Here is a 21,782-nt window from a genome sequence, read left to right as displayed (position 1 = left end):
ACAACGGATCCATGCTCCCTCTCTTACAACCACCTGCAAGCTGTCAGGAAAAAATCGAAAATGATGTCATAGACAGATGCCAAGCATCCACAAGATTTGTTAAGATATGAAGAGAGGTGAAACAAAATGGATCGTTGCATCTGCCCCAAATTTGAATCGGCAATTGAAATATTGGCCAAAAAATGGACAGGTTTGATCATTCGTGTGTTGCTTGAAAAAACAAGTCGTTTTCGCGATATAAGAGAACAAATCCCATTGATGAGCGAACGGATGTTGGCAGAGCGCCTGAAAGAGTTAGAAGCCCATGGGATTGTTGAACGGACCGTTTATCCCGAAACGCCGGTGCGGATTGAATACGCCCTCACCGAAAAAGGGGAAGCCCTCGCTCCGGTGATCGACTCAATCCAAAACTGGGCGGAAGAATGGATCTAAATCGTTTGGGGCAAGGTAAGGATGGAGGTGTCTATGGTGTCGTATCCTTATCTTTGTCCCGTATGCGGTACCAACCGCAGTCGGTTTAACATCATCGAACAAATCCCATTTGCCGTGAAAAAAGATGCCCGCTCAGGCATCATCACTGAGCAAGTGTCAGAGAGCGACCCCTTGCACCATCACTACCGCGGTGATGAATATCGCGTGCAATGCGGCATTTGCGGAGTAATCGAAAATGAACAAGTGTTTATTAAAAGTGCCCAACGCAACCCGTTATAACCATCGGGTGTTTTATTCATGTAACAGCCGTCATTAAAACCGTTTATACCCGTTCTGAGGTGACAGAACGGGTATTTATTCTTTTTAAGTTGACGCAATCTTCCAACATTACGATCGGATGAGAAAAATGGCAACACCCGTTATAATATAAAAGAGAAGCGATCCAAATAATCATGTGGAATAAAAGAGGGGTTACCGATGCAATCTTTTAAAGACTCGATTTTAAAGCTAATCACCGAAACATCAACCAACTTGCCACCTGATGTCCGCTACGCCATCCAGCAGGCACAGTTGCGTGAAGATGCCGGCACACGCTCGGCACTGGCGCTTGGCACCATCACCGACAATATCAAAAGGGCGGAAGAAAACGTATCTCCCATCTGTCAAGATACCGGGATGCTTACATTTAAAATTAAAGTACCAGTTGGCGCCAACCAAATCGAAATGGCCAAACAGATTCGCCAAGCCGTAAAAGAGGCAACCCAATTGGGGAAACTTCGCCCCAACTCCGTCGATTCGCTCACAGGTGAAAACAGCGGCGACAACCTGGGTGAGGGTGTGCCGGTGATCCACTTTGAGCAATGGGAAAACGATTACATTGATGTGCGCCTGATTTTAAAAGGCGGCGGATGTGAAAACAAAAACATTCAATACAGCCTCCCTTGTGAATTGGAAGGCTTGGGCCGGGCTGGTCGTGACTTGGACGGCATCCGCAAGTGTATCCTGCATGCTGTGTATCAAGCGCAGGGTCAAGGATGCAGTGCCGGGTTTATCGGCGTCGGCATCGGAGGGGACCGCACAACTGGTTATGAGTTGGCGAAAAAACAGCTGTTCCGTTCTGTAACCGATACCAATCCGAATCCTGATCTGGCTCGCCTGGAAGAGTACATTATGGAAAAAGCCAATACCCTGAGCATCGGAACCATGGGCTTTGGCGGCAACACAACGCTGTTGGGTTGCAAGATCGGCTCCATGCACCGGATTCCAGCCAGTTTCTATGTTTCCGTCGCATACAATTGTTGGGCTTTCCGTCGCCAAGGCGTCACTATCGATCCAGAGACAGGTGCAATCCGGGATTGGATCTACACTGATGACGCAGTGCCTGCTGATGCAAAAGAAGCTTCCGCTGTTGAAAAAGCCGAGGAAAAACCGGGCGGACGTCAAGTCGTCCTCACCACGCCGATCACCGAAGAGCAGATCCGCGAATTGAAAGTCGGGGATATCGTAGTGATCAATGGGTTAATCCATACCGGACGGGATGCGTTGCATAAGCACCTGATGGATCATGATTCCCCGGTCGATTTAAATGGCGGCGTCATTTACCACTGCGGCCCTGTTATGCTTAAAGATGCGGATGGCAAATGGAATGTGAAAGCAGCCGGACCAACCACCAGCATCCGTGAAGAGCCTTACCAAGGCGACATCATTAAAAAATTCGGCATTCGGGCTGTGATCGGGAAAGGTGGCATGGGTGCGAAAACCTTGGCAGCGTTAAAAGAGCATGGCGCTGTTTATCTCAATGCAATCGGAGGAGCGGCCCAATACTACGCAGAATGTATTGAGAATGTGGATGGCGTTGACTTCATGGAGTTTGGTATACCAGAAGCGATGTGGCACCTGCAAGTCAAAAATTTTGCCGCGATTGTTACCATGGATGCCCATGGCAATAGTTTGCACGCCGATGTGGAGAAAACCTCCCTTGAAAAATTGGCGGAACTAAAAGAGCCTGTCTTCAAATAAACTGTCGCCCTGTCACGCCATCTATCACGACAACGTGACAGGGCTTTTTATCATCTATTAAACAAAGTCAATCAATCCCCGGCAATACCCGCCCCAATTTCATCATCCCTGACCCGTACGGAAGCAATTTGATCCAGTTTGGTAATTTACCTACTTTTTTACTGTTCACAGATGCGATAATACACGATACAATAAAATCTGATATGGACTTTCGACCTTTGGCAACTTCATCCATTGCCGGAGGCGATTCTTTTCTCTTCTATAAGGGGGTTTCATTTCTAATGAAACATTTGAAGAAATTTAGCTTGCTGGCCTTGGCTATGCTTACGGCCGTTGCGCTCGCTTTGCCGCTCAGCGCATCCGCCGATGCCATCGCCGGTCAAACTGTGGTGACGTTGGGTAAAGACCTGACAGGAACCCAACGCGATGCCATCTTGAAAGAGATGGGCGTTGACGAAACGCAGGCGAAAATTATTGAAGTCACTAACCAAGAAGAATATCAGTACTTGGGGAAATACTTGAAAGCGGATGTTATCGGTCGTCATGCTCTGTCTTCTGCCAAAATCGTCTTGACTGAATCCGGCAAAGGCATCTCGGTGAAAACCAACAACATCTCTACCATCACCGACAGTATGTATGCGAACGCAGCCATTACCGCGGGTATCAAAGATGCGGACATTTATGTAACCGCACCGATCCGCGTATCCGGTACCGCTGGCTTAACCGGGATCATCAAGGCTTTTGAAACGGCCACAGGCAAAAAAATCGATGAAAACACCAAGCAAGTAGCCAACGAAGAGATTGTTCGCACGCAAGAGCTTGCCCAAGAATTGGGCGACTCAAATAAAGCCGTGCAATTCATCAATGCCGTGAAACAGGAAGTGGCGCAAGAAAAACCGCAAACTCCCGAGGAATACAGAGATATCATCATCAACGTTTCCAACGATTTCAATATTAATTTGAACGAACAAACGATCAACCAATTGATCCAATTCTCTCAGCACTTCAGCTCTTTGAACATTGATTGGGACCAACTCGCTCAACAATTTGAAAACTTGCGCGGGGACATCAAAAACATTTTGAATGCCGAAGTAACTCGAGGATTCTTTGACACCATTTTTGAATGGTTAGGCGACTTGTTTAGCGCGATCGGTGACTTCTTCACCTCCGCTTCTTCTCAAAAATAAACTTTGGCATTTTAAAAGCAGAACCGGCTTAAAAAGCCGGTTCTGCTTTTTTATCGAATGATTGTTTCCAAACAAAAAAACTGCCGGCTTTAAACCGGCAGTCAGTGCATTAATTGGATAGCCACTTTTTGAACATATGAACCGTTGCATCCCGGTTGCTCTTGGCAATCGCTGTCGTGAGCGGAATCCCTTTGGGACAAGCTTGCACACAGTTTTGCGAGTTCCCGCACTCTTGCAACCCGCCGTCATCCAACAGCGCTTCCAGTCTCTCTTCTTTGTTCATCGCCCCAGTCGGATGGGAGTTGAACAGTTGTACTTGTCCCACGACAAACGGGCCGACGAAGTTGGATTTGGAGTTTACGTTAGGACATGCTTCCAAGCACACGCCACAGGTCATGCACTTGGACAGTTCATAGCGCCATTGTCGATCATTTTCAGCAATACGCGGACCAGGTCCCAGATCATGGGTGCCATCGATCGGAATCCAAGCTTTCACCCGCTTCAGGGCGTTGAACATCCGGCTGCGATCCACAACCAGGTCGCGAATCACAGGGAACGTGCGCATTGGCTCAATGCGGATCGGCTGTTCCAACCGGTCGACAAGCGCCGTACACGCTTGGCGTGGCTTCCCATTGATAACCATGGAACAGGCGCCACACACTTCTTCCAAGCAGTTAGATTCCCACTGAACCGGTGCGACTTTTTCACCTTTCGCATTAACGGGGTTCCGTTGGATCTCCATCATCGCAGAGATCACGTTCATGTTTTTGCGATAAGGGATTTTAAATTCTTCTTTATACGGTTGGCTGTCTGGACCATCTTGACGTGTCACAATCAGCTGTACATATTGTTGCTCGCTCATTTTTTGTCCCCTCCCTTATCCACATCGTAACGGCGCGGACGGGGTTTGATCAGAGAAGTGTCAACCGGCTCATACTCGAACACTGGACCGTCAGGAGTGAATTTCGCTTTGGTCGTTTTCAACCAATCTTTGTCATTGCGATCCGGGAACTCCGGTTTGTAATGTGCCCCACGGCTTTCGTTACGATGGTATGCGCCAAGCGTGATAACACGCGCCAATTGCAACATGTTCCACAGATGGCGGGTGAACGGCGCCGCTTGGTTGCTCCATTTGCTGGTGTCGATCATGTTGATATTTTGGTACCGCTCCATCAATTCTTGGATTTTTTCATCCGTTTTCTTCAGACGGTCATTGTAGCGAACCACCGTTACGTTATCCGTCATCCATTCACCCAGCTCTTTGTGCAACGCATAGGCGTTTTCGTTTCCGTCCATCTTCAGGATGTTTTCGTACTTCTCTTCTTCCAGCTTTTGCTGTTTGTCAAAGATGTCCGTGCTGAGCGAACCGACATGTTTGTCCAGTCCACGCACATATTCAATCGCTTTCGGTCCAGCAACCATACCACCGTAAATGCAGGACAAGAGGGAGTTCGCACCCAGGCGGTTCGCACCGTGGTATTGATAGTCACATTCACCCGCAGCGAACAAGCCGGGGATGTTGGTCATTTGATCATAGTTGACCCACAGGCCACCCATGGAATAGTGTACGGCCGGGAAGATTTTCATCGGGACTTTGCGTGGATCTTCACCCATGAATTTCTCATAGATCTCAATGATCCCACCCAGCTTGATATCCAATTCCTTCGGATCTTTGTGGGACAAATCAAGATAAACCATGTTCTCCCCGTTGATGCCAAGCTTATCGTCCACACACACTTTGAAGATGGCGCGGGTAGCGATATCGCGTGGTACCAAGTTCCCATAAGCTGGGTACATCTCTTCGAGGAAATACCATGGTTTGCCGTCTTTATATGTCCAGACACGGCCACCTTCACCACGAGCCGATTCGGACATCAGGCGGAGTTTGTCATCTCCAGGGATTGCAGTTGGATGCACTTGAATAAACTCACCGTTGGCGTAATAAACCCCTTGCTGATACACAGCAGCCGCCGCTGTTCCAGTGTTGATCATGGAGTTGGTGGACTTACCGAAGATGATACCGGGTCCTCCTGTCGCCAAGATCACCGCATCAGCAGGGAAAGCGACGATTTCGCCACTGCGCAAGTTTTGCGCGACGATCCCGCGGCAACGTCCTTCATCATCTTTGACAATGCTCAAGAACTCCCAGTTTTCATACTTGGACACTTTACCTTCGGATTCGTAGCGACGCACTTGTTCATCCAACGCATAAAGCAATTGTTGCCCTGTGGTGGCACCTGCAAAAGCGGTGCGGTGGTGCTTCGTTCCCCCGAAGCGGCGGAAGTCGATCAACCCTTCCGGCGTGCGGTTGAACGGAACCCCCATGCGGTCCATCAGATAAATGATCCCGGGCGCGGCTTCACACATCGCTTTGACCGGTGGTTGGTTGGCGAGGAAGTCGCCTCCATAAATGGTGTCGTCAAAGTGTTCCCATGGGGAATCCCCTTCCCCTTTGGTGTTTACCGCACCGTTGATGCCGCCCTGTGCGCACACAGAGTGAGAGCGTTTCACCGGTACGATGGAAAATAGTTGGACGTGGGCTCCAGCCTCAGCTGCCTTGAGCGTTGCCATCAAGCCAGCCAGGCCCCCACCGACAACGATTAGTTTTTCATTCATGAGAAAAGCTCCCTTCTAATGCTGTGCCATTTGACCCATAAAGTCAGCTTGCGCGAAGGCCAACAGCGCAGAAATGCCGAGATAAGAAACAAGGACAAACACAACCGCCCACACATAGGAAGAGACGCGTTGCGCACGCGGCCCCACTGTCACACCCCAAGTAATGAGGAACGTCCACATACCATTGGAGAAGTGGAAAACAGCCGCAACCAGCCCGATTATATACAACGCCAAATTGACTGGATTTTGCAGGATTTCATGCGTCAAATTGGCAAGCTGGGGAGCGGTCATGTCATAAAGCGCCACTTGCACGCGAGTCTCCCATACATGCCATACGACATAAATGAGGGTGGCGACACCTGTGATCCGTTGCAAGGTGAACATCCAGTTGCGAAACGTATTAAAGTTGCCAACATTGTTTTTGGCTTGCAAAGCAATATACAGACCATAGACGCCATGGTAAAGGAGCGGCAAGAAAATAAAAAAGATTTCCAGAACAGTGAGGAACGGGATTCCCCAAAGCCATTCTACCTGTTCAACAAATGCTTGTGCCCCTTTGGTAGCAGCATAGTTGGAAAATAAATGTTCCACCAAAAAAAAGCCCACCGGTATCACGCCTAGCAAAGAGTGTAACCGACGGTTGAAGAAACTGCGTTCTCTGCTCATCATTTGCCTCCAATCTTGGACATAGTCGCAGTAGAGTCAGTGGGTTTCAGCACTCTCTCAAACTGCTGACAAAAAAGTTGAGAAAGGGGTTTCAACTCGCTATTTATTTTACTCCCATCCGGATGGGGGCGTCAAGGAATGTCAACCTTCCTCTCTTGGCTTAAGCCGTCCGGAATGCGCTTTATCTCCCACTTTCGACGACCACATCCGCCAATTCGGGACCAGAGTCAATCGCACAGGGGAAAACGCAAGAAACTCCCTCCAGCAAAAGCGGGGGAGTTTCTTGCGTGGCGATCGCCTACCAAGCAAATGGCCGATCCCTCTCCACTGGCGGCGCTTCGGGGTCTTCCAGCCAGCACTTGACTTGATGGGTATCCGACAGCCGGGTCTCCGGAGGCGCTTCTTCAAAACAGACATGCATCGCGTAGGGACAGCGGTCAGCAAATGGACATCCTTGCGGCGGTTCATACAAGTCAGGTGGCGATCCTGGGATGGGTTGCAACTCTCGATCCCGCGGCTGATCCAACCTCGGCATCGACTGCAACAACCCCCACGTATACGGGTGACGGGCCTGACGGAAACATTCATTGACCGTTCCCGTTTCCACAACTTGTCCGCCGTACATCACACAGACGCGATCAGCTGTTTCAGCCACCACGCCTAGATCGTGCGTAATCAGGATGATAGAAGTTCCCGTCTCCTCTTGCAGCATTTTCATCAATTCCAGGATTTGCGCCTGAACCGTCACATCCAAGGCCGTGGTCGGCTCATCCGCAATCAGCACCTTCGGGTTGAGGGCCAAGGCCATCGCAATCATCACCCGTTGCCTCATCCCGCCGCTGAATTCATGCGGGTATTGCTCCAATCTGCGTTCAGCTTGCGCAATGCCTACCCGTTTCAACATCTCGGTTGCACGCGCTTTGGCCTCATCCGTTCCCATCTTCCGGTGCCAGCGAAGCCCCTCGATGATTTGCTCACCAACTTTCATCGTCGGATTGAGGGAAGTCATGGGGTCCTGAAATATCATCGCGATTTCCGCACCGCGGATGCGAAACATCCCTTTCTCTTCCATCCGCGTCAACTCAATGCCATCATAGCAGATCTCCCCGCCCTTGATCCGGCCCGGGTGTTGGAGCAGCCGCATCACAGCCAAGGCTGTCACACTCTTTCCGCTTCCCGACTCTCCCACAATCGCCAACGTTTCCCCGCGGGCCAGCGAAAAAGAAACGCCTCGCACCGCTTGTACTTCCCCTTTGTCCAGCTGAAAAGACACTTCTAATCCGTTTACTTCAAGCAGCTTCTCCACCTTTTTCCCTCCTTATTTACGCAATTTCGGATCAAGTGCGTCGCGCAACCCATCCCCAAACGCATTGAAAGCCAACATGGTCAGGCACAGGAACAGTGCCGGGAAAAAGAGGCGCCACCACTCCCCTGACAACACCGTTACCAGCGCATCATTGATCATCGTACCCCAACTGGCTACAGGCGCTTGCACTCCCAACCCCAAAAAGCTTAAAAACGCTTCTGCGAAAATGGCGCTCGGCACCGTCAGCGTCAACATGATCAGGATAGGCCCCATCGCGTTTGGTATCAGATGTTTGACCAGCAGACGGGAAGTGGAGGCCCCCAGCGCTTGCGCGGCCAGCACATACTCCTGTTGTTTCAACTGAAGCACTTGTCCCCGCACGAGCCGCGCCATGTTCAACCAACCGGTCACGGTGAGCGCGAGAATAATCGTCCCCAATCCCGGCGGCAAAATAACCATGAGCAAAATCACAGTCAATAGATAAGGAAGACCCCACAGGACATCCACTATCCTCATCATCACTTCATCCATCCGGCCACCACGAAGCCCGGCAATGCCTCCATAAACTACGCCGATGCCCATGTCGATCATAGCGGCCGCCAATCCGATCGCGAGTGAAATGCGCCCACCTTCGCACACCCGCACAAACACATCTCGCCCCAAATCATCCGTACCAAACCAATGCTCAGCCGACGGCGGCAAATTACGACCCGTTTGCAGGTTTTGCTCATTGTATTCATATTCGGACAGCATCGGCCCGACAATAGAAAGAATCGCGATCAAGACAATGGTAATGAGACCCGCCATAGCTAACGCATTTTGACGCAACCGTCGCCAACTCTCCCGCCAATACGACACCCGGGGGCGACGAATCGCCTCCATCGCCGGCCTTGAACGGCTCACACGCTGAAAACGGGGATGATACACCGGTTCCATGTCACTCGCCTCCTTTGGCCAACTGAATCCGTGGATCAATCCAGCCATAAGCCAGATCAACCAGGAAATTGACGATAATCAACAGCGAAGAGTAGAACAGGGTGATTCCCATGATCAAAGGATAGTCACGGTTGGTGATGCTTTCCACAAAATACTTGCCAATGCCCGGTATGGAAAAAATGCTCTCAACCACAAAACTGCCCGTCAACACTCCGACCGTGAGCGGCCCCAATACAGTAACCACAGGCAAAATCGCGTTGCGGATCGTGTGACGGGCGATCACGAACAGAGGAGGCAACCCTTTGGCTCTGGCCGTACGCACATAATCTTGTGTCAAAACCTCAACCATGCTCGACCGCATCAGCCGAGTCACGCTAGCCAGAGGGAATGCTGCCAGTGCGATTGTCGGCATCACAGTAGACGCAAATCCTTCCCACGTGGCCACCGGCAAAAGTTCCCACTCGACCCCCAAATATTTTTGCAGTATCGGGGCCAGCACAAAGCTAGGCACAGAAATCCCTAACACCGCCACCATCATGGAGAAATAGTCCAGCAACCTGTTTTGTCTGAGTGCAGCCAAGACACCCAAAGCAAGACCCGCCACAACCGCTACCAACAACGCTTGCGCCCCCAACTGGGCCGAGACAGGAAAGCCTTCCGCCACAATCTCATTAATCGTGCGGGTTTCATATTTGAAGGAAGGGCCCAAATCCAGCATCACCAGATTTTTCATATAATGGATATACTGAACGGGCAGCGGATCATCCAATTGGTAGTATGCATACAAGTTACGCAACACTTCTTCGGGAAGTTTCTTTTCATTGCTGAACGGATCACCTGGAATCGCTTTCATCATCATGAATGTGACCGTCGCGATCACCCAGAGTGTCAACACCATCTGTAACAATCGGGACATCACATATTTGACCAACACCAACACCCCCTAAAACAAAAATAGATAGATCGATTCAATTATTTTAATCATCACCTAAACAATGATTTTCAGTCAATAAATAATTTTATCATTAATCAGTTTATTATAATTCCACTTAGCTTTCTCAGCGGAATAGGGATACTGATCTACTCCGGTCTATTATATGAGATGAAATTACAGAATAGAAAAGGCAGTCCGCCCTCCCCAGACAGACTGCCTCGCTTGTCTACACCTTCACTTCGATCCGGTCCAAACCAAACGCCGAATGTAGGCGGCGCGCCCCTTCCAGAGCCTGCTCCCGCTCCACTACGCAGGAAATTTTAATCTCGGAAGTGGAAACCATTTTCACCCGAATGCCCGCTTCGCTTAACGTGGCAAACATCTTGGCCGCTACGCCCGGGCGAGCCATCATCCCCACGCCCACCGCGGAAACCTTGGCCAATCCCCCTTCATACAAAATCTTGGCAAAGTCCAACTCACTTTGCGCCGCCTCCAATACCTGCCGCGCTTCCAAGCCTTCTTCTTCATTCACGCTGAAAGCCACATCAACCCGTTCATGATCATGTTCGCTCTGAACGATGATGTCCACATTGATATGCGCCTCGGCCAACAATCCAAACAGCCGCGTTAACGTTTCTTCATGATTCGGCAATCCCAACACCTTGATTCGTGCTACTTGCAGGTCGTGTGCGATGCCGCTGACATGATGCGAGGTTTCCATCTCATTTTCCCCCTTAATCCAAGTGCCTGATTCATTGACAAAGCTAGAGCGCACCACTAATTTCACCTTATTCCGCAACGCGGCTTCCACCGAACGGGGATGAAGCACGCCCGCCCCCAAGTGAGCCAGTTCCAACATCTCTTGGTATGAAATCTCATCCATCTTCTGCGCCGCCGGAATTACGCGGGGATCTGCCGTATACACGCCTTCGACATCTGTGTAGATTTCGCAATAATCGGCTCCCAGAGCAGCCGCCAATACAACGGCCGTCGTATCTGAGCCGCCCCTTCCCAATGTCGTGATCTCCCGTTGAGAAGAAATCCCTTGAAACCCGGCGACGACCACAATTTCCCCTTGATCCAACGCAGTAGTGATCGTCTCCGTATCCACATCATGAACCATCGCCCGGCCATGGACACAATCGGTGGTAATCCCTGCTTGCCAGCCAGTAAGCGAACGAGCTTTCAATCCTTTCCGATGCAAGGCCATGGTTAATAACGCGATGCTCACTTGTTCGCCTGTCGCAAGCAACATATCCATCTCACGGGGAGAAGGGTGTGGATGAATCTCTTTGGCCATCCCAACCAATTGATCCGTGGATTTTCCCATCGCCGACACCACTGCCACACAACGCTTCCCTTGTTCATAGGTACGAGCTATGATCTCTGCCACGGCTTGAATCCGTTCAATGCTTCCTACCGAGGTACCGCCAAACTTTTGCACCACGATGCTCATGCTTACTCTCCTCTCGATTCTGCATAGTCGGCTGGGGCTTGACCGGCAAAGCAAACTGACCCCTAAAAGCGGCGGACAAACCGGTTTTCCATAAACCGATGGCTAAAAAAACCGCAGATATGAATCAGACATGACCCAGAAAGGCCTGTAAAAAAACAGAAAAGGCCACAGCAGAGAATCGCTCGCTGTCGCCTTTGTTTTTTTTGCTCCAGCTCGCTCATCTACTGCGGATTAGCGCTTCACAAAAGCAACCCATGTACTTTTGTGACAGTCCTGTTCCTGTTCGGATACAGTCCCAGCCTGCTTTCTGTCGGGTCTTCCAGCAAACTTCGGCGGCGTTTCCCTTTCCTTGTCCATCAACGGCCCGTCCTCCGAACAAGTACTCATGAAACCCGCGCCTCTACTCCACAATGAGTGGCGAGAATTCAAATAAAATATTAATTTTTATGATATTAACACAGCTCGATCCAAATTGGCAAGGGCGAAAAAAACATTTGCGCAAAACATTTTCACACTGATTCTTTATGATAAACATATAAATCACAATATATTTGAGGGATGAAGCGGATGATCAAATATCCTCGCACACGCCATTTGTCGGGACTGCAACCCGAACTGGCTTGGCGGGAAGCGGGAGATGTTGGTGCAACTCGTCCGGCATAACGGTTTGCCACTATGTTTTTTTGAAAAGCCTGACCCCGAGAAGGCGGTGGTTGGCACCAGCTGGCAGATCCGCCTCGATTGGGTTGCCATGTTGACCGAAGCTGATGTGCGCGGGCGAATTTGCCCGGACCAAGCGGAATTATTGGATCGGATCGACGACTTGCTATATGACGATACTGACTTTGAAATCATCCGGATCTCCCAGTCGTTTCTTTGGATCGCATTCGGCAGCCGCATCCCCCCTACAGCCAATCAGAGGGAAGTGGTTCGCCTTGCCAAAGATGAAGCCAAATACCGGCTACGACGAAAACAACCATTTATCTGGAACGCCACCAATCTTTGTCGGCATTTGCGCGTACCACTTGTAGATCTATTCGCATCCTATAGTGCGCATGTTAGCATCGTGTATATCGTGTATATCGTGTATATCGTGTATATCGACGCGTCGCTTGCGCTGTTGTTGTCCCGTAATCGCGACCGGAAACAGGCCGTTCCCGCAGCAACGATCCGCAAGCTGATGCAAAGATTAGAGGTTTCTGCAGCCGAAGAAGCGCACCAAGTAAGGTGGATCGAAAGCAAACAAGCCTGACTCCCTATGGAAGCCAGGCTTCTCTTTCACCCGTTAGCTGGCATAATGCTTTAAAACCTTTTGCAAACGGAGCGAAGCTTCAATCGAGCCTTTTACTTTCAGCTTGCCCATCATCACTGCTGTCGTCGCTCCCAATTTTCCCGTGACGAGCTTCAGCAAATCCTCATCTTTGATCTGCAACGAACAAGTCGGCTCCCATTTGTTTCCTTCGGCCCACTCCGCTTGTCCATCTGCAAACCGCACCTGATACGTCCCACTGGTCACTTCCAACTGATATACATCGTTCAAATGACTGATTCCCGTTGGATCTTGATTGATTTTCTCCGCCAATGAAGTGAAAACCTGGATTAGTTCCACACCTGCCACTCCTTTTTGTTATGATAAATTGATTATAATGCAAAAAAAGCTTTACTTGGCATCTTTCTGGCGAAACGATATAATGGCTAAGAACAGACCAGGCTATTTTAGCCTGTTGGAGCGTGAAAATATGTTTAGTAGTATCGGTTTACCCGGACTTATTGTTATCCTCGTTGTCGCCCTGCTTTTGTTCGGGCCAAAAAAATTGCCCGAATTGGGACGCGCAACTGGACAAACTTTAAAAATGTTCCGCGATGCAGTATCCGGTAAAGATGATTCCAAAGAGAAAAAAGAGGATAAATCATGACGCAAGCTCACCCGTTTGGGGTGAGCTTGCTCTCTTTTTTCTCTTCTTCCTGCTTGATGAGATGAGCGGTATGCAGCCCGCTGATCGCCGCCATCGCTTGATCCCCTCCCGGATACGCTCCAGCGCCTGCATAATACAACCCTTGCCGCTTGCGATCCTTGAGCGGTTGGCGAATCGCCGCACGAAACCCATGAAAAGCACGTCCATTCAACGCCCCACCATAAGCCCCCGTCATTTCCTGCAAATCAAGCGGTCCCAACCACTGCTCTACTTCGATCTGCTCACTCAGCCCTTGCAGACCCCAAACCCGTTCCAACAAGTACAAAAGTCGCTCGCGGTACAATTCAAATTGGCCCGGCTTCAGCCCGAAGCTGGCTGGCACCTGCGCAGTGACACACAAATTGCAACCAGAGCTGGTGCGATCCGCTTCATACAAACAGGGGTTCCCCACATAAATCAGAGGGGCGTCAGGCCATTCCCGCTGTTCAAACAAATCAATATAGTACCGCTCCATCTCGCGCGGATAAAAATAATTATGATAATGCAACACAGGGTACGTTTCTTTGCAACCAAGCAAACCCACGACCTGCGAACAGCTGAGTTGCCTCATATCCGGCGTGTATTGCTCATCCTTCAACAACGACACCCTCGTTTGGATGGGATCGATGCAAGACACCACTATGTCCGCCTCCCATTTTTCCCCGCCTGCATCTACACCTGTCACTTTACGATCAGACCACAGGATTTCATCCACAGCGCATCCCGTGTGCAACTCCACACCCCGCGACTGCGCCAAGCGCACCAACGCCTCAATCAACCGCTCATTCCCGCCTTCTATGTAAGATACTCCCTGCACCAATTCCAAGTAGGCGAACATCGCCACCACCGCAGGCGCCTTATAGGGGGAAGAGCCAACATAGGTTGCATAACGGTTCATCATCGCCAGCATGCGGGCGTCGTCGAAAAAGCGCCGATGAAAAGCATCCAGCGGCTGCAACAGCTTCATCTTCCATGTCGATTTCACCGCTCCCGGACGAAGCAGATCTGTCCAACTTACTGTAGGACTGGCTAAGAGCGTTTCTTCCACCCACTCGTATATGGTTTGTGCCGCATACAGATAGTCCAAAAAACCAGTGCGGTTTTCCGGTGAAAATCCCGTCAGTTGATCGGCCATCGCCTCGCCATCTGCAGTTAAATCAACAATCGACTTATTGTAGAAAAAGTGCCGGCTGTTTACTGGCAAGGGAATGAACCTCAGCGAAGGGTCAACCGCTGAACCGGCTTCCCGAAAGATGCGTTCAAACACCCATGGCATCATCATCGGCGCCGGCTCCAAACCAAATCGATACCCTCCTCCCAATTGGATTGCGCGGCACGATCCACCCACCTTGCTTTCTTTTTCAAACAGGGACACCTTGAAATCCATCGTGGCCAATTTGATCGCCGTCACCAAGCCGGCCAAGCCGCCACCAATGATGATCGCTTTTTTCATTGCTGTGATCGCCCTTTCTTCCATCTTCGCCACCATTGGCCGGCCTGCTTCAGCCTGTCCCGCACGCGATTCCACTGCTCCGGAAATGATGAGAAACCCTGCCAAGCCAGCTCAAAACCGGTAAGCCGGTTGGCAATCACCCCTTCTCGCATAGCATCCAACTCTAGCGCCAACTCCTTTTCACAGGCAGCGACCCATTGCCGACGATGACCTTTGGTAAATGTGTCCGGCAGCAATGGATCCGCTAGGCGGATATAGACATCCGGCCGACTTTGGGTAAATGACGTGTAAATCGCCACCGGAACAACTTGAATCTGCCCACCCGTTTCAAGCAACGACCCCAGCCCCGGCATGAAGCGGATAGGGCGCGCGTCTTGATGGACGGCTTCTCCTTGGCCCAAAATCCACAACGAACGAAACCGCGAAGACAACAGCTCTTTTCCAGATTCCAGCGCTGACCGCCACTCCTGATAATCATCCGGGTCGACTTCGATGAATCCTTGATCTTTCAATAATGAAAAAAAAGGCCACGCCCGCTCTTGCAGCAGGACATAGGCGTCTTGGCGCAGATATGCGTGATTCAGCCACAACACGAACAATGGATCCCACCAATGGCTATGATTCACTAAATATAAGGTGGGAGTAGACACATTGATGCGTTCCGAACAGTTGACATACATCCGCGCAAAATGACGCCGCAACACACCTGTCACCATGGCATGCACAAGCGGCGTAAATCGTTTATTTTTCTCTTCCTCAATCATCCGGGTCACTCCTCTGTCCGCATATGACACCCTTCTTTGGCAATGCCGTCCATGAACACAGTGACTGCCATCTCCACCAGCCGTTCGATCTCCTCCACATCCGTTTCTTTGCAGCAATGTTTCGCCAACGTATCCAACATCCCCAGCCACAATTCCACCAGTATCGGAATCTGCTCGGCCTGCGCACGCACTTCCCCTTGCTCCACCCCCTCTTGAATCAGATCCTGCAACGGCTTCACGATGGCACGATGCAACGTGAGATGCACGCGTTGGGTCAAGTCAGGACGCAATTGTTCATCCACGTCGCGCATCAGCTGTTGCATCGACATGGCGGCATGGTGGAAAAATCCTGTCGCCAAAAAAATGAGGCGTTGCCGGACACTTCCCCCTTTCGCGATTCCCCGTTGGATATGTGTCCCAGCTAGTTCCAGTTTTTTGCACACCACCGCCGCAAACAATGTCTCTTTATCAGGAAAATAATGATACAGTGTCGGTTTGGTGATCCCCACGGCGTCCGTTATCATACTGATCGAAACAGCAGCATATCCGCTTTTTAAAAACAATTCCGCCGCTTCGCATAAAATCTTCTGTTCAGTGTCCATTGTACCTTCCAAATCTGAGCGCCTTGGCCTACCCGGCGCTCGCTTTACCCGGTCCTTCAATCTCATACCCCTTTTGATTTTAATTTCAATTCATGTACCATCATACCAATCACGATCAAAAATACAATCAACTTCTTTTAAGCCGATTCTACACGGTTTCTCCCCTTGTTTCCACCCTGTTTTTTCCAACAAAACAATGAAAAAACGCCTCTTCAAGGAGGCGAAACGCGACCGGCTGACGAGCAATCGTTTAAATATTCCAAATTAATATCCCAAAAAAACCCATTTTATTTCAACCAGTCTGCAACTTGAGACAGACGCCGCTCGATTTGATCCAGTTGTTGGTTCATCAAGCTAAACTTCATATTTACTTCTTTGCGAAGTTCATGCAATTGTTTTGCGATGAGGGCAATGTTGGTTTCCACATATTCCATGTTGTAATCAGCATCGTCCGACACATGCGGGCTGGACTCAGGTTGCCTCTTTTGATACGGTCTCTCCCGCAAATAACGGAATACCTCATGCGCGTTTCGCACACCCACTTCATCCAGCTCCTCAGCCAATTGCAATACATATGTACGAACGATTTTATAATTATTTTCGATGAGGCAATACTCGAACAACGCGTTGATGACGCCATTAGAAAAAGCGTGTTTCTTCTTCAATTCATATACCAGCTGGACCAACTGTTTGGACAAAGGTTGGCCTCCCGTATATTGGCGCAAAAATTCTACCGGTTCGGTATTCTCCATTTTAAGAATTTGTTTGTCAAGTGCTGTCATAAATACCCTCCCGCATCAAATATGTACCCTCATTATATCAAAAATTGCAAAAGAACGATTATAAATTTGAAAGATATGAACATAAATAAAGCCCTGCCCGACACTCTGACCGGGCGGGCTCATGTCTTCACAGGCGTTTTTCGCTTCAGGGCTTCCATAATTGTTTGGGCTAATTTGTCACTGATGCCGGCTTTGCGGAATTCTTCCAGGCCGGCTTCGCGCATCTTGTCAATCGATCCGAAATGGCGGAACAATTGTTGTTTGCGTTTCGGCCCCACGCCTGGAATATCGTCCAGCTCGGACTTGATCAATTGTTTGCCACGCGTTTGCCGGTGAAACGTAATTGCAAACCGATGCACTTCTTCCTGGATGCGTTGAATCAGATAAAACGCTTGGCTCCCTTGTTTGATACCTGTTTCTTGCGGCGGGTCTCCAAAAAGCAACCTTGCGGTACGGTGCTTTTCATCCTTGACCATTCCCCCGACCGGAACATAGAGGCCCAGTTCGTTTTCCAACACATCCAAGGCCGCGTTCATCTGCGTTTTACCTCCGTCGACCAAAATTAAGTCGGGCAACGGCAAACCTTCCTTCAACACGCGCGTGTATCGGCGGCGAATCACTTCCCGCATCGTCTCCACATCATTGGGCGATTGCACAGAACGGATTTTGTACTTGCGGTATTCTTTCTTCTCTGCTTTCCCATCGATAAAGCACACCATCGCTGATACGGGATCAACCCCTTGAATATTGGAGTTGTCAAACGCCTCAATCCGACGTGGCAAACCGATGCCAAGCGCATCCCCCAATTGGTTAAGCGCTTGAAACGTCTTCTCTTCATCTCTTTCCATCATCTGAAACCGTTCATGCAAAGCAATTTTGGCATTTTCCATCGCCATTTGCACCAAGTTCTTTTTCATGCCTCGTTGCGGAATGGCTACCCGCACCCCGGAAAGCAATTTTGCAATTGTTTCCCAGTCCGTTTCTTGCGGCAAGTCTACTTCTTTAGGGAGGGTAGGCGCTTCATGGTAAAATTGCGCGACGTAAGACAAAAAATCTTCCTCCGGTTCATGATAGTGAGGAAACACGGAAACATCACGCTCAATCAGCTTTCCTTGCCGCACATAAAAAACCTGTACGCACATCCAGCCTTTCTCCGCGGCGTATCCAAACACATCGCGATCCACATGGTCATTGAGAACGATATTCTGCTTTTGCATCACCGCATCAATGTCCGCCAGCAGGTCGCGAATCTCTTTGGCCCGTTCAAACTCCAGATTCTCAGCTGCCTCTTCCATTTTTTTGCGCAGATCTTGCTTTAATTCAGGGTACCCCCCGTTAAGAAAACGGGTCACTTTGCGTATAATATCTTCGTAAGCTTCCGCTTTTACCTCATATTCACACGGCGCCAAGCATTGGCCCATATGGTAATACAGACATACCCGTTTAGGGATCGTCTGGCACTTGCGCAACGGGAATAAGCGATCCAACAACTTCTTAGCTTGCTGGGCGGCTCCGGCATGGGGATACGGACCGAAATACTTCGAGCCGTCTTTTTTCACCTTGCGCGTCACTTCCAAGCGGGGATGCCGCTCTTTGGTTAACCGGATGTATGGATAAGATTTGTCATCCTTTAACATCACGTTGTAACGCGGCCGATGCTTTTTTATCAAGTTGCACTCTAAAATCAAGGCTTCCACCGGCGAACCGGTCACAATATACTCGAAATCGCAAATATCCATGACCAATCGTTGCGTCTTACCGTCATGGCTTCCTGTAAAATAAGAACGAACCCGGTTTTTTAAACTTTTGGCCTTGCCCACATAAATGATTTCCTGATCACGATTTTTCATCAGGTAACACCCAGGTTGATCAGGAAGCAGGGCCAATTTCTCTTTCAGCATTCCCCTCTCCTCCTTTCCGCGCGGCAGTGCTTTGTCCCATGCATACCCACAGCGGCAAAGGACCGCCCCTGTCGCCGTTTTAAGCCTTCAGGCTATCTTAGTCCATCGGTAAAGAAGGCCTAATATATTATATCAATTTGCAGAGCTTACGGCATGGTGAATCTTGCCTTGGGCCGACACTCTGGAACATTTGGTGAATCTTTCCTTCTTATTATAGACAAATATATAATTTATGTTTAATATTATTTAGTCTAGAAATATACAAACTGTTCAGGAGGAACCAATGGAATACATTAAAAAGTATGGTTTTAAATTAGCCTGGATCCAACTTCTTGGCATGATCGTCCTCTTTGCTATGTACTTGGGGGCCATGCTTGTAAACTATCTGATCTCACTAGCCCTCGGTTTGTCCAACATAATGGCCAATACCAATCCATTTGAATCGACAACACAATTGGATACGTTAGAATCCGCAGCACAAATGGGGACCGGCCTCATCATCCTCAGCATTGTTCTTTATTTGGGCCTGCTGGCAATCGAATTGATCATCGGCGCCATGTCGACAGGGGCCATTTATGGGATTAGCATTGAAGCAGTGTTTAACAATCGCGTATCTTTAAGCTTGTATTTCCAACACATGTTTCGCCACATCAAACGCTTGACTCTGTTGTCACTAACGACATTTCTCCTGCTGGTTCCAATTATCATCGCCATCGTGGTAATCTCCGCTATCGCAGTCGCAAACCCATCCGACGTCAGCGGCATCACTCTGTCGCTCTCTATCTTGGCGTTCGTGATCTATAGTTTGTTCATCATCGCCATCACCATCTTTGCCCCCATCATGATCATTCATGAAAAAAGACCGGTATGGGAGTCGATCAAGCTATCAGCAAAGCTGTGGAGTCGCTCCTTCGGCAAATCCTTCGTCACCGTGCTGGCCGCTTTTCTCACCAGCTCGCTCATCATCGTGGGGTACTTATTGCTCGTGGTGTGCTTCGCACTTCTCACGGGCGTCTCTTTCGATAACGGCTTGAACGGATTGGGCTCCATGTCAATGATCTTTTTGGTGATTTTCTGGATTTTCTTCTTTATCTTCATCCTTCCTCTGGCATCGGTCAGCTACTATCTGATCTTGATCGGTCGCTATAAAAAACGTCTGCGTCCTGTTCTATTCCCAGCGCAAAAACAAGAGGCACCAGCGGAAGCACAATCCGGTGAGGAAAAACCAGCAGACGCCGACGAACAGTCCAACCAATCTCCAGACATGTAAAAAAGGCCTTGGCATTATGCCAGGCCTTTTCTCTTGCGTCTACAGGTGTTCCTTCACCCAAGCAACCAATTGCTCTTTCGGTTGGACACCCAACGCTTTGTCCACCGCTTTCCCGTTTTTGAAAATCATCAGGGTCGGAATCGACATGATGCCAAATTGACCGGCAGATTCCGGGCTGTTGTCCACGTTTACTTTCACAATTTTCACTTGATCGCCGATCTCCGCATCAACTTCTTCCAAAACGGGGGCCAGTTGGCGGCATGGGCCGCACCACGGAGCCCAAAAATCGACCAAGACAACACCAGCGTCCGGACTCTGGACTTCTTTATCGAATGTTTGATCCGTAATTTCCACAATCGCCACGGTCAAACCCTCCTTCTATGTGCCTATGTAACAGGTTCTTTGCTAGTATACCACTTCATCAAAAAAAGTTCCAAGCGTTTCGTCTCACGAAATGAAAAGAAGAGCACAACGGTGTGCCCTTCTCGTATTCACCCAAAAACTCTTTTCTATTTACGCTTGATCAGCAAGCAACTTCTTCAGCTCTTCGGTCAACAGCGGTACAACTTCAAACAGATCGCCGACAATGCCGTAATCGGCTACTTGGAAGATCGGCGCTTCAGGGTCTTTGTTGATGGCGACGATCACTTTGGAGTTGGACATGCCTGCCAAGTGCTGAATCGCTCCGGAGATACCGCAAGCGATATACAGGTCAGGGGTGACCACCTTACCTGTTTGCCCGATTTGCAAAGCGTAGTCGCAGTATCCTGAGTCACAAGCTCCGCGTGAAGCACCCACTGCGCCGCCCAAGAGGTTGGCCAGCTCTTGCAGCGGTTTGAATCCGTCTGCGCTTTTCACACCGCGTCCGCCGGAAACGATGACGCGCGCTTCGGACAGATCTACCCCGTCAGTCGATTTTTTCACCATGTCTTTAATCAGTGTGCGCAGGGAATCTGCTGCAAACGTTACGGTCACCTCTTCGATGTCCGCTTGACGAGAAGCGTCGGGTTCTCCCGCAGGAATGTTGTTGGGACGCAAGGTAGCAAAAACGGTCCCCTCAGTAAATACCTTTTTGACAAACGCTTTGCCGGCATAAATCGGACGGGTGAGAACGATTTTGTCCCCATCCAACTCCACCTGCGTGCAGTCGGAAACGAGCCCCAATCCAAGACGCGCAGCCAGACGAGGGCTAACATCTTTACCCACGGCCGTGTGACCAGTGAAGATCACATCCGGCTTCACTTCTTCGATCACTTTTTTGTACGCTTGGAAGTATGCATCCGTCGTATATTGATCCAACTCTTTGTTCAACACGACAACCACTTTATCCGCACCGTGTTCGGCAAGGGTGCCGGCCAATTCTTTAGCTCCTGACCCCAACACCGCTGCCGTCACTGTTCCTCCCGCCGAAACTGTGCGTGCCGCTGCCAGCGCTTCCAAGCTAACATTGCGGAGTTTGCCCTCACGAACATCAGCCAGTACCAATACGTGTTTGCCCATGTT

22 protein-coding genes and 1 riboswitch are annotated in these 21,782 nt (G+C 49.8%); of the genes, 7 read left to right on the top strand and 15 right to left on the bottom strand.

The annotated features are described in order from the left end of the window. The first annotated feature begins 126 nt into the window (after positions 1 to 126). The 4 genes from NYR52_RS05370 to NYR52_RS05355 all read left to right on the top strand — a co-directional run bounded on the left by NYR52_RS05370 (position 127) and on the right by NYR52_RS05355 (position 3,638). Positions 127 to 432, top strand: a complete 306-nt coding sequence (locus NYR52_RS05370; RefSeq protein ID WP_102991951.1) for a winged helix-turn-helix transcriptional regulator — start codon at positions 127 to 129, stop codon at positions 430 to 432. A gap of 33 nt (positions 433 to 465) precedes the next feature. Then, a complete protein-coding gene (locus tag NYR52_RS05365) occupies positions 466 to 711 on the top strand; it encodes a DNA alkylation repair protein (RefSeq protein ID WP_310795333.1) in 246 nt (81 codons plus the stop codon). Positions 712 to 909: 198 nt separating this feature from the next. Next, positions 910 to 2,451: a fumarate hydratase gene (locus NYR52_RS05360; protein WP_259436457.1), complete on the top strand. Its 1,542-nt coding sequence runs from the start codon at positions 910 to 912 to the stop codon at positions 2,449 to 2,451. Positions 2,452 to 2,732: 281 nt separating this feature from the next. Beyond that, positions 2,733 to 3,638: a DUF1002 domain-containing protein gene (locus NYR52_RS05355; protein ID WP_132219942.1), complete on the top strand. Its 906-nt coding sequence runs from the start codon at positions 2,733 to 2,735 to the stop codon at positions 3,636 to 3,638. 109 nt (positions 3,639 to 3,747) lie between these two features. Here the strand turns inward: NYR52_RS05355 and sdhB are convergent, their stop codons facing one another. From sdhB to NYR52_RS05320, 7 genes are all read right to left on the bottom strand, one after another. Next, positions 3,748 to 4,500: a succinate dehydrogenase iron-sulfur subunit gene (sdhB, locus tag NYR52_RS05350; protein ID WP_132219941.1), complete on the bottom strand. Its 753-nt coding sequence runs from the start codon at positions 4,498 to 4,500 to the stop codon at positions 3,748 to 3,750. After that, on the bottom strand, positions 4,497 to 6,254 hold the full coding sequence (sdhA, locus tag NYR52_RS05345; protein WP_259436456.1) for a succinate dehydrogenase flavoprotein subunit: 1,758 nt from the start codon (positions 6,252 to 6,254) through the stop codon (positions 4,497 to 4,499). Before sdhA ends, sdhB begins: the two co-directional genes overlap by 4 nt. A gap of 15 nt (positions 6,255 to 6,269) precedes the next feature. After that, positions 6,270 to 6,920, bottom strand: coding sequence for a succinate dehydrogenase cytochrome b558 subunit (locus tag NYR52_RS05340; protein WP_281275208.1), 651 nt, complete (start codon positions 6,918 to 6,920; stop codon positions 6,270 to 6,272). A 298-nt stretch (positions 6,921 to 7,218) separates the two neighbouring features. Then, positions 7,219 to 8,226 (bottom strand): ABC transporter ATP-binding protein, encoded by a 1,008-nt coding sequence (locus NYR52_RS05335; protein WP_259436455.1) that lies wholly within the window; start codon positions 8,224 to 8,226, stop codon positions 7,219 to 7,221. Between the two features lie 12 nt (positions 8,227 to 8,238). Beyond that, positions 8,239 to 9,162 (bottom strand): ABC transporter permease, encoded by a 924-nt coding sequence (locus tag NYR52_RS05330; protein WP_132219937.1) that lies wholly within the window; start codon positions 9,160 to 9,162, stop codon positions 8,239 to 8,241. Position 9,163: 1 nt separating this feature from the next. Beyond that, positions 9,164 to 10,093: an ABC transporter permease gene (locus NYR52_RS05325; RefSeq protein ID WP_259436454.1), complete on the bottom strand. Its 930-nt coding sequence runs from the start codon at positions 10,091 to 10,093 to the stop codon at positions 9,164 to 9,166. Positions 10,094 to 10,322: 229 nt separating this feature from the next. After that, entirely contained in the window at positions 10,323 to 11,552 is a 1,230-nt protein-coding gene (locus NYR52_RS05320) for an aspartate kinase (RefSeq protein ID WP_259436453.1), read from the bottom strand. A gap of 224 nt (positions 11,553 to 11,776) precedes the next feature. Beyond that, positions 11,777 to 11,963: riboswitch (Lysine riboswitch) on the bottom strand. Positions 11,964 to 12,189: 226 nt separating this feature from the next. On the opposite strand from NYR52_RS05320, the gene NYR52_RS05315 reads away from it, so the two are divergent. Next, positions 12,190 to 12,804, top strand: coding sequence for an AAA family ATPase (locus NYR52_RS05315; RefSeq protein ID WP_259436452.1), 615 nt, complete (start codon positions 12,190 to 12,192; stop codon positions 12,802 to 12,804). Positions 12,805 to 12,837: 33 nt separating this feature from the next. Here the strand turns inward: NYR52_RS05315 and NYR52_RS05310 are convergent, their stop codons facing one another. Next, a complete protein-coding gene (locus NYR52_RS05310; RefSeq protein WP_259436451.1) occupies positions 12,838 to 13,161 on the bottom strand; it encodes an SCP2 sterol-binding domain-containing protein in 324 nt (107 codons plus the stop codon). An 82-nt stretch (positions 13,162 to 13,243) separates the two neighbouring features. Here NYR52_RS05310 and NYR52_RS05305 point away from each other — a divergent pair, with 82 nt between their 5' ends. Next, positions 13,244 to 13,468, top strand: coding sequence for a twin-arginine translocase TatA/TatE family subunit (locus tag NYR52_RS05305; RefSeq protein ID WP_281275207.1), 225 nt, complete (start codon positions 13,244 to 13,246; stop codon positions 13,466 to 13,468). Positions 13,469 to 13,475: 7 nt separating this feature from the next. On the opposite strand, the gene NYR52_RS05300 is transcribed toward NYR52_RS05305, so the two are convergent. From NYR52_RS05300 to uvrC, 5 genes are all read right to left on the bottom strand, one after another. Beyond that, complete coding sequence (locus tag NYR52_RS05300; protein ID WP_259436450.1) at positions 13,476 to 14,996, bottom strand: phytoene desaturase family protein; 1,521 nt, start codon at positions 14,994 to 14,996, stop codon at positions 13,476 to 13,478. Beyond that, positions 14,957 to 15,724, bottom strand: coding sequence for a lysophospholipid acyltransferase family protein (locus NYR52_RS05295; protein ID WP_132219932.1), 768 nt, complete (start codon positions 15,722 to 15,724; stop codon positions 14,957 to 14,959). The genes NYR52_RS05300 and NYR52_RS05295 overlap by 40 nt, the downstream gene beginning before the upstream one ends. A gap of 5 nt (positions 15,725 to 15,729) precedes the next feature. After that, positions 15,730 to 16,326: a TetR/AcrR family transcriptional regulator gene (locus tag NYR52_RS05290; RefSeq protein WP_259436449.1), complete on the bottom strand. Its 597-nt coding sequence runs from the start codon at positions 16,324 to 16,326 to the stop codon at positions 15,730 to 15,732. 287 nt (positions 16,327 to 16,613) lie between these two features. Then, positions 16,614 to 17,108, bottom strand: coding sequence for a DnaD domain protein (locus NYR52_RS05285; protein WP_132219930.1), 495 nt, complete (start codon positions 17,106 to 17,108; stop codon positions 16,614 to 16,616). A 119-nt stretch (positions 17,109 to 17,227) separates the two neighbouring features. After that, a complete protein-coding gene (gene uvrC / locus NYR52_RS05280) occupies positions 17,228 to 19,009 on the bottom strand; it encodes an excinuclease ABC subunit UvrC (RefSeq protein WP_132219929.1) in 1,782 nt (593 codons plus the stop codon). Between the two features lie 283 nt (positions 19,010 to 19,292). Between uvrC and NYR52_RS05275 the strand changes: the two genes are divergently transcribed. Then, complete coding sequence (locus tag NYR52_RS05275) at positions 19,293 to 20,279, top strand: hypothetical protein (protein ID WP_259436448.1); 987 nt, start codon at positions 19,293 to 19,295, stop codon at positions 20,277 to 20,279. A 39-nt stretch (positions 20,280 to 20,318) separates the two neighbouring features. On the opposite strand, the gene trxA is transcribed toward NYR52_RS05275, so the two are convergent. Both trxA and NYR52_RS05265 read right to left on the bottom strand, forming a co-directional pair. Beyond that, positions 20,319 to 20,642, bottom strand: a complete 324-nt coding sequence (gene trxA / locus NYR52_RS05270; protein ID WP_132219927.1) for a thioredoxin — start codon at positions 20,640 to 20,642, stop codon at positions 20,319 to 20,321. Positions 20,643 to 20,792: 150 nt separating this feature from the next. Then, positions 20,793 to 21,779, bottom strand: coding sequence for an electron transfer flavoprotein subunit alpha/FixB family protein (locus tag NYR52_RS05265; RefSeq protein ID WP_132219926.1), 987 nt, complete (start codon positions 21,777 to 21,779; stop codon positions 20,793 to 20,795). Between the last annotated feature and the right edge of the window lie 3 nt (positions 21,780 to 21,782).

The sequence above is a fragment of the Laceyella sacchari genome (assembly GCF_024927925.1).
In the GTDB taxonomy this organism is placed as follows: domain Bacteria; phylum Bacillota; class Bacilli; order Thermoactinomycetales; family Thermoactinomycetaceae; genus Laceyella; species Laceyella sacchari.
This window is presented reverse-complemented; position numbering and strand designations above follow the sequence as displayed.